Annotated in this window: 7 protein-coding genes; 3 read left to right on the top strand and 4 right to left on the bottom strand. The window is 61.6% G+C overall.

The window, feature by feature from the left end; translation table 11 throughout:
• On the bottom strand, nt 1-1100 hold a 1100-nt coding region (locus G365_RS24325; protein WP_019645143.1), incomplete at its 3' end, for a pseudouridine synthase.
• Nucleotides 1097-1858 (bottom strand): gamma-glutamyl-gamma-aminobutyrate hydrolase family protein, encoded by a 762-nt coding sequence (locus G365_RS0108755; protein WP_245554721.1) that lies wholly within the window; start codon nt 1856-1858, stop codon nt 1097-1099. The genes G365_RS0108755 and G365_RS24325, both read right to left, overlap by 4 nt.
• Before the next feature lie 111 nt (nt 1859-1969).
• Here G365_RS0108755 and G365_RS0108750 point away from each other — a divergent pair, with 111 nt between their 5' ends.
• The 3 genes from G365_RS0108750 to G365_RS0108740 all read left to right on the top strand — a co-directional run bounded on the left by G365_RS0108750 (nt 1970) and on the right by G365_RS0108740 (nt 3405).
• A complete protein-coding gene (locus G365_RS0108750) occupies nt 1970-2398 on the top strand; it encodes a nucleoside deaminase (protein ID WP_019645141.1) in 429 nt (142 codons plus the stop codon).
• A 49-nt stretch (nt 2399-2447) separates the two neighbouring features.
• Nucleotides 2448-2828: a carboxymuconolactone decarboxylase family protein gene (locus tag G365_RS0108745; RefSeq protein ID WP_019645140.1), complete on the top strand. Its 381-nt coding sequence runs from the start codon at nt 2448-2450 to the stop codon at nt 2826-2828.
• 76 nt (nt 2829-2904) lie between these two features.
• Nucleotides 2905-3405: a hypothetical protein gene (locus G365_RS0108740; protein WP_019645139.1), complete on the top strand. Its 501-nt coding sequence runs from the start codon at nt 2905-2907 to the stop codon at nt 3403-3405.
• An 89-nt stretch (nt 3406-3494) separates the two neighbouring features.
• Here G365_RS0108740 and lpdA read toward each other — a convergent pair whose 3' ends face one another.
• Complete coding sequence (lpdA, locus tag G365_RS0108735; protein ID WP_019645138.1) at nt 3495-4895, bottom strand: dihydrolipoyl dehydrogenase; 1401 nt, start codon at nt 4893-4895, stop codon at nt 3495-3497.
• Between the two features lie 147 nt (nt 4896-5042).
• A complete protein-coding gene (gene odhB, locus G365_RS0108730) occupies nt 5043-6311 on the bottom strand; it encodes a 2-oxoglutarate dehydrogenase complex dihydrolipoyllysine-residue succinyltransferase (RefSeq protein WP_026345208.1) in 1269 nt (422 codons plus the stop codon).
• Between the last annotated feature and the right edge of the window lie 62 nt (nt 6312-6373).

Below are 6373 nucleotides of genomic sequence, written 5' to 3'. Positions count from 1 at the left end.
CCCGGCTTGCCACCCTGCGGACGGCCACCTTCGGGACGATCCCCACGCGGGCGGTCTTCTCGCCCGAAATCCCGGCTTTCACCACTGCCGGACCGAGGACGCCCGCCTGCGGCGGAGCGCTCCGGCTTGCCCCGGCGCGGTCCATCCTCAAGACGCCGTTCATCTGCTTTTGCCGCCAGATCAGGACGACGGGACCCCGGACGCACCGGTTTCGGCTTGGCCCGGGCCCAGCCGGTCCGATCAAGCCGTACCGGTTTCACATCATCAGCCGATCCGGCCTTGGCAACGTTATCCAGAAGCTCCGCCAGCATCTTCGGCGGAATTTCTTCCAGCTCTCCCCGTTCCAGACGACCAATGTAGAACGGGCCATAGGAAACACGGACCAGGCGGTTAACACGGTAGCCCAGATAATCCATCACCCGACGGATTTCGCGGTTCTTACCTTCGGTCAGGGTTACGGTCAGCCAGCTGTTAGCGCCCGACTGCCGTTCCACCTCAGCCTGAATCGAGCCATAGGTGACGTCATCGACCGTCACACCCTTCGCCAGAAGCGCCAGACGGGCCGGATCAACCGCACCAAACACCCGGACACGGTAACGCCGGGTCCAGCCGTTTGACGGATGCTCAAACTGCCGGGCCAGCGCCCCGTCGTTGGTCAGCAGCAGCAGGCCTTCCGAGTTCAGATCCAGTCGTCCGACAGAAATCACCCGCGGCATGGTCGACGGCATCGCATCAAACACTGTCGGACGACCCTGCGGATCATGATGGGTGGTCACCAGACCCGGCGGCTTGTGATAGCGCCAGACACGGGTGGTCTGCGGCTTGGCAACCGGCTTACCGTCGACTGTCAGCACATCATGCGGGGTGACCAGTGTTGCCGGGGTTTCCACCGGCTTGCCATTCATCCGCACGCGGCGATCCGCGATCAGTTTTTCCGCATCCCGGCGGGAACAGACACCGGCGCGGGCCAGCGCCTTGGCGATACGCTCCCCGTCTTCGACCACAACCACGTCATCGAAGCCGGTGTCGGCGTCAGCATCCACCTCTTCATCAAAATCGGCTTCGGGTTCGTAGTCGGGGAATTCGTTTTCGTCGATCATGACAGGCGGCTTTCACTGGCGGCCTGCAAAAAGGCCGTAAACACTTTGGTATCAGCATCACTGATGTGGTACTCGGGATGCCATTGCACCCCAAGGCAGAACCGATAGGCCGGATGCTCAATCGCCTCAATCACCCCATCGGTGGCAATCGCACTGATCACCACATCGGGGCCAGAGGCCTTGGCAGCCTGATGGTGGGCCGAATTGACCGGAAACTCCAGCGCCCCGGTGATCCGGTGCAGCAGGCTGCCGGGAGCAACCCGCACCGAATGCCCGGCCTCGGTCCGGGGGTTGGGCTGCTCATGGGCCAGAGGACTGTCAATCTCGTCGGGAATATGCTGGATCAACGTCCCCCCCAGCACCACATGCAAAAGCTGCTGCCCCCCACAGATGCCCAGTACCGGCAGATCACGGGCAAGAGCACCCCGGGTGATCGCCACTTCAAAGGCTGTCCGGCCTTCCTTCAGCACCACGGTGTCATGGCGTGTCTTGGCACCGAACATCGCCGGGTCAATGTCGAAAGCCCCGCCGGGCACCAGCAGGCCATCAATCCGGTCAAGATACTCATCAACCAGTGACGGCTCGTGCGGCAGCAGCAGCGGCAGGCCACCGGCAGCCACCACCGACTCGACATAATTTTTCCGCAGGGCGTACCACGGCATTTTGGAATATCCGCCCCCGTCCTCGGCGTCGAGGGGAATGCCGATCACCGGGCGGCCGCTGGCGCGGACCCCGGCAGAGGAAGTCTGTGTCATCATGGTGGTGTTCATAGCGCCTTCGCCGGGGTGCGGCAATCGAGTCTTGACGCCCCCTATCACACCCGTAACAGTCAGCGCATGCAAGATCCTGTTTTCTCTCTTTCTCTGCCGATGCGTCTGGCGCTGGATGAAGCAGCAGCAGCAGCAGCCCGTGGTGAGGTTCCGGTCGGGGCGGTAGTCGTCCGGGATGGGGTAATCCTGTCCCGGGCAGGCAACCGGACCGAAGAACTGAAAGACCCGACCGCGCACGCAGAATGTCTTGCCCTGCGGGACGCCGCCCGGTCCCTCGGCTCCCCCCGGCTGCCCGGCTGTGATCTGTATGTCACGCTTGAGCCCTGCGCCCTGTGTGCCGCAGCCATCTCGCTGTTTCGCATCCGCCGCCTGTATTTCGGGGCCTATGACCCGAAAGGGGGGGCCGTGGATCATGGCCCCCGCTGGTTTCAACAGCCAACCTGCCTGCACAGCCCCGAAAGCTATGGCGGGCTGGGGGAACGCCCGGCTGCCGCCCTGCTGCGCAGCTTTTTCTCGACGCGCCGATAAATAAGTTTATACTAATATATGTGTATAATCTTATTCCGGAGCCCTGAAAATGAGCATCGAAACCCCCACCACCGGCAAAGACTGGATCGGAATGGCCGACGACCTGCGCGGCGCCATCAAGGAAATGCGGGGTGGGATTCCCGCTGTTGCCAAGGCTTTCAGCGCACTGGCCTCAGCTGCGACCGCTCCGGCAGCGCTTGACGTCAAAACCAAAGAGCTGATTGCCATCGGAATTGCCATCGCCGCCCGCTGTGATGGCTGCATCACCTTCCACGTCAAAGCCGCCATTGATCATGGTGCCACCCGGGAGGAAGTCATGGAAACCGTCGGGATGGCAATCTATATGGGTGGCGGCCCATCGATGATTTACGGATCCCTGACGATTGAGGCTTTCGACCAGTATATGGCTGCGAAAACAGCAGGCGAATAAGGCCATCTGCGGGGCGGACCCGTCCGGCGGCCTATGCTATAACCCGGTGTGAGGAACCCTGCCGGAAAGGACCGCCATGCGCCGCCCCCTGATTGCCCCCACCGTCTGGCTGACCGGCTTAAAAGCCCTGTCGGTGCTGATCCTGATCGCTTTGACCGGCACCCTTGCCCTGCCTCAGGCCGCCCATGCCGAACAGGGGAAAAAGGCTGCGAAGCCAAAAAATCAGATCGATGATGTGCCGGGCAACTTTGTGCAGCTCGACGTGGTCTGGGTTCCGGTGGCAGATCCCGGCGAACGCCCGATTTATCAGGGGATCTTTGTGCGTCTGTATCTGTCGGACACCGAACGTTATGACGGCTGCGTCAAGATTTCCTACATTCCCGAAATGCTGATCATTGCCCTGTCGGACTCACCGATCCGCAAGCGTGACTATTCCGATCCTAAAAAGCTGCAAAGCCTGATCGAGAGTATCATCATGAAAGGAACCGGACGCCGCCTGTATCGGCAGATCGAAGTTTCTACGCAGGATATGCCTTACACCAAAGAAGAAGAAGGCCCGACCAACACCTGCAAATAATGGCAGACCGAAAAGAGAAGGCCCCGGATTGCTCCGGGGCCTTTTTAACAGACCAGACCCCGCACAGGGTCTGGTTCCTCAGCCGGATATCAGATGTGCAGCGGACGCTTGTCCACGGCCAGCATCGCTTCCTTAATTGCTTCCCCAAGCTGCGGGTGAGCGTGCGAGGACCGGGCCACATCTTCGGAAGAAGCGCCGAACTCCATCGCCACCACGACTTCCTGCAGCAGGTCACCGGCCTGCGGACCGATGATGTGACACCCCAGTACGCGGTCGGTCTTGGCATCGGCCAGAACCTTCACGAAGCCTTCGGTGTCAGCATTGGCACGGGCACGACCATTGGCGGTAAAGGGGAACTTGCCGACCTTATAGGCGACGCCTTCAGCCTTCAGCTGCTCTTCGGTCTTACCGACCATGGCAATTTCCGGGCTGGTATACACCACCGACGGAATGGCACCGTAGTTGACGTGACCGGACTGACCGGCAATCAGCTCGGCCACCGCGACACCTTCTTCTTCGGCCTTGTGAGCCAGCATCTGGCCGCCGATGACATCACCGATGGCAAACACGCCCTGCGCCTTGGTCTGATAGTCGTGATCAACCTCAATGAAGCCACGGGCGTTGACCGACAGACCAACGCTTTCCAGCCCCAGACCTTCGGTATACGGGCGACGGCCAATCGCCACCAGAACCACATCAGCAGTCAGGGTCTGGGCTTCGCCGCCGGCAGCGGGTTCAACCGTCAGAGCAACCCCTTCGTTGGTCTTGGCAGCCCCGGTCACCTTGTGACCCAGCAGGAAGTTCAGGCCCTGCTTGGACAGGGTCCGCTGCGCCTGCTTCCGCACTTCACCATCCATCGGCGGCAGAATGTAGTCGAGGAACTCGACAACGGTGACCTCTGCGCCCAGACGGCGCCACACCGAGCCCAGCTCCAGACCGATCACGCCAGCGCCGATGACGATCAGCTTCTTCGGCACCGAGGCCAGCTTCAGGGCACCGGTGGAGGAAACGATGGTTTCTTCGTCGATCTGAACGCCCGGCAGCGGAGTCACGTCAGAGCCGGTGGCGATCACGATGTTCTTGGCGGTCAGGGTCTGCGGCTGTTCGCCGGTGACTTCGATCGTGCCCGGACCGGAAATCCGGCCAGCACCCTTCACATAGGTGACCTTGTTCTTCTTGAACAGAAATTCGATCCCGCCGGTGTTGTCGGTGACGACCTTATCCTTGTGGGCCATCATCTTCGGCAGATTGAGGGTCACGCCCGCCACTTCGACACCCAGATCCCCCACGTGGTGGGCAGCGGCTTCGTACATGTGCGAGGCATGCAGCAGCGCCTTGGACGGAATGCAGCCGACGTTCAGGCAGGTACCGCCGAGAGCGCCGCGCTTTTCAACGCAGGCAACCTTCAGGCCAAGCTGGGCCGCGCGGATGGCGCAGACATACCCGCCCGGACCACCGCCGACGACGACGACATCAAATTGTTCGGACATGTGCAGGATCCCTTACTCAAACGGCCCTACCGGACCAGTCGCGGTACAAAAGCCCCAACCGGGCCCACCGCAGTTGTTTCGACTTCAGAATAAAGACGCCACAGACACAGCGGGGGCCTCTAAGGCCCCCGCTTGCTCTGATCAGTCTCAGATGTCCATCAGGATACGGGCCGGATCTTCCAGGCATTCCTTGACGCGGACGAGGAAGGTCACCGCTTCCTTGCCGTCAATGATCCGGTGATCGTAGGACAGCGCCAGATACATCATCGGGCGGGCCTGGATCGACCCATCGGGCATCACCATCGGGCGCATCTGGGTCTTGTGCATCCCCAGAATACCGGACTGCGGCGGGTTCAGGATCGGGGTGGACATCAGGGAGCCATACACGCCACCGTTGGACACGGTGAAGGTACCGCCCTGCATGTCTTCCATGGTCAGCTTGCCATCACGGGCCTTCTTGCCGAAAGCGCCGATGGTCTTCTCGATTTCAGAGAAGGACAGCTTGTCACAGTCGCGCACCACCGGCACCACCAGACCCTGCGGACCGCCGACGGCGACCGAGATGTCGTAGTAGTTTTTATAGATGATGTCGTCGCCATCGATCTCAGCATTAACCGCCGGGATCTCCTGCAGGGCCTGCACGCAGGCCTTGACGAAGAAGGACATGAAGCCGAGGCGCACGCCATGGCGCTTCTCGAAGTTGTCCTTGTACTGGTTACGCAGCGCCATCACGTTGGTCATGTCCACTTCGTTGAAAGTGGTCAGCATGGCGGCGGTGTTCTGGGCATCCTTCAGGCGCTTGGCGACCGAGCGGCGCAGACGGGTCATCTTGACGCGTTCTTCGCGCGGACCACGGGCAGCAGTGGCGGCAGCGCCCGGCTGCATGGCCGCAGTGGCAGCCTGCGCAGCGGCATTCGGGGCCTGCTTGCCAGCGGCGATGAAAGCCAGCACGTCTTCCTTGCTCAGACGGCCATCCTTCCCGGTGGCCGGGATCTTGGACGCGTCGAGGCTGTTGTCTTCCACCAGCTTCCGCACGGCCGGGGCCAGCGGATAGTCAAGATTGGCAGACACAGCCGCCGGGGCCGGAGCAGCAGCCGGAGCCGGGGCAGCAGCGGCCGGGGCCGGAGTCGCAACCGGGGCAGCGGCGGCAGCCGGAGCGGCAGAAACATTACCGGCAGCGCCTTCGGCGATGATCGCCAGAACCGCGCCAATCGCCACTTCAGCACCTTCAGCGGCGATGATTTCGGCAATCGCGCCGGAGACCGGGGACGGAACTTCGGTGGTCACCTTGTCGGTTTCCAGTTCCACCAGCGGCTCGTCGACCTTAACGGTGTCGCCGACTTTCTTCAGCCACTTGGCAACGGTCGCTTCAGAGATGGATTCGCCCAGAGCGGGGACTTTCAGTTCGGTAGCCATGACGTCCTCAATTTCGTCGTCGTTTTTCGGCATCGGGTGGGGAAGAAGGGGGGAAATCTCCC

The sequence above is a fragment of the Novispirillum itersonii subsp. itersonii ATCC 12639 genome, assembly GCF_000381985.1.
Classification (GTDB): domain Bacteria; phylum Pseudomonadota; class Alphaproteobacteria; order Rhodospirillales; family Rhodospirillaceae; genus Novispirillum; species Novispirillum itersonii.
This window is presented reverse-complemented; position numbering and strand designations above follow the sequence as displayed.

Coding starts and splice junctions, on each gene's coding strand:
- G365_RS0108755 (WP_245554721.1), bottom strand. CDS start 1,858: ATGATGACACAGACTTCCTCTGCCGGGGTCCGCGCCAGCGGCCGCCCG.
- G365_RS0108750 (WP_019645141.1), top strand. CDS start 1,970: ATGCGTCTGGCGCTGGATGAAGCAGCAGCAGCAGCAGCCCGTGGTGAG.
- G365_RS0108745 (WP_019645140.1), top strand. CDS start 2,448: ATGAGCATCGAAACCCCCACCACCGGCAAAGACTGGATCGGAATGGCC.
- G365_RS0108740 (WP_019645139.1), top strand. CDS start 2,905: ATGCGCCGCCCCCTGATTGCCCCCACCGTCTGGCTGACCGGCTTAAAA.
- lpdA (WP_019645138.1), bottom strand. CDS start 4,895: ATGTCCGAACAATTTGATGTCGTCGTCGTCGGCGGTGGTCCGGGCGGG.
- odhB (WP_026345208.1), bottom strand. CDS start 6,311: ATGGCTACCGAACTGAAAGTCCCCGCTCTGGGCGAATCCATCTCTGAA.